This is a genomic window from Coprococcus sp. ART55/1 (assembly GCF_000210595.1).
Lineage (GTDB): Bacteria > Bacillota > Clostridia > Lachnospirales > Lachnospiraceae > Coprococcus > Coprococcus aceti.
In genome coordinates this window covers 2,387,260-2,388,344 of record NC_021018.1, presented here as the reverse complement: position 1 = coordinate 2,388,344, position 1,085 = coordinate 2,387,260, and the positions used below count along the sequence as shown (strand labels likewise).

1 protein-coding gene is annotated in these 1,085 nt (G+C 39.9%); it reads right to left on the bottom strand.

The window, feature by feature from the left end; genetic code table 11:
* Nucleotides 1-751: RhuM family protein (gene rhuM, locus CCU_RS10715; protein ID WP_208896170.1), on the bottom strand; the 751-nt coding region annotated here is incomplete at its 3' end.
* Nucleotides 752-1,085: the final 334 nt, after the last annotated feature.

The following is a 1,085-nucleotide window of genomic DNA, read 5'->3' as shown; positions in this document are numbered from 1 at the left end:
CATCCTGACTCAGATAATTCTTCGCAATCGTGACATCACTTTTCTTAATCTTTCCATCAGGAGCATCTGCCCAAGTAGTTAATCCCATATGCTCTCTTGTATGGTCAGCTCTTTCTACAATCAGTTCAGCTGCCGTATGACCATGAACTGCGTAATGCATTTTATTCTGAACTGTTGCGTAAAATCTCCTGGTAGTTGCAGAATTCTTATCGTAATCAATGGCTGTGGCATACAGGTCAGTTATTTTCTGATAAAACTTTCTTTCGCTTGCTCGAATTTCACGAATTCGTTCTAACTGCTCATCAAAATACTTTTCTGTCAGATATGTTCCGCGTTTGAGACGCTCGTCATCCATAACCCAGCCTTTGATGGTATAGTCCTTTGCAATTTGATTGACCCATTTACGGAACTGCACCGCACGCTCAGAATTTACCTTAAATCCTACTGCAATGATCATCTCTAAGGAATAATGATTTGTGCTGTAGCTTTTTCCGTCGGCGGCAGTTATTCGAATTTTTCGAATAACTGAATCCTCTTGTAACTCACTGTCCTCAAAGATTTTCTTAATATGATAATTTATAGTGTTAGTGCCGACATCGTACAATGTTGCCATCATCTTCTGTGTCAGCCATATATTCTCATCCTCATAGCGCATCTCAATACTGTCCTGCTGATCGCCAACTGAGGCAACATAGGTCAAGTATTCTGCCGCGCTGGAACGGATGGTAATTTCGTCTTTTTTCTTTTTCAAATAGGAGGCCTCCTTTATAAATCGAAATGCGTTTTTGCTATTGTATTTAGCTGTCCTGCTATTTCATCAAATGGTAAATTCAAATCCAGAGTCCTGACAGTAATCTGGTTTCCACTCATTCTCTTAAAATGAGCCTATCTGTTTCAAGTACCATCTTATTCCTCCATAAAATCCCGATTTACCGAATATTCTTCCCTTCACATCCATTCCACTGCCTCAAATTGCGACATCTAATCCGAGGTTACAACCTGATACAGATTTTACGGTAGATATGTTTCCATATAAGAAAACCGAGCTTTTCAGATGTCGGGGCTTACATCCCAACTTCCGAAAA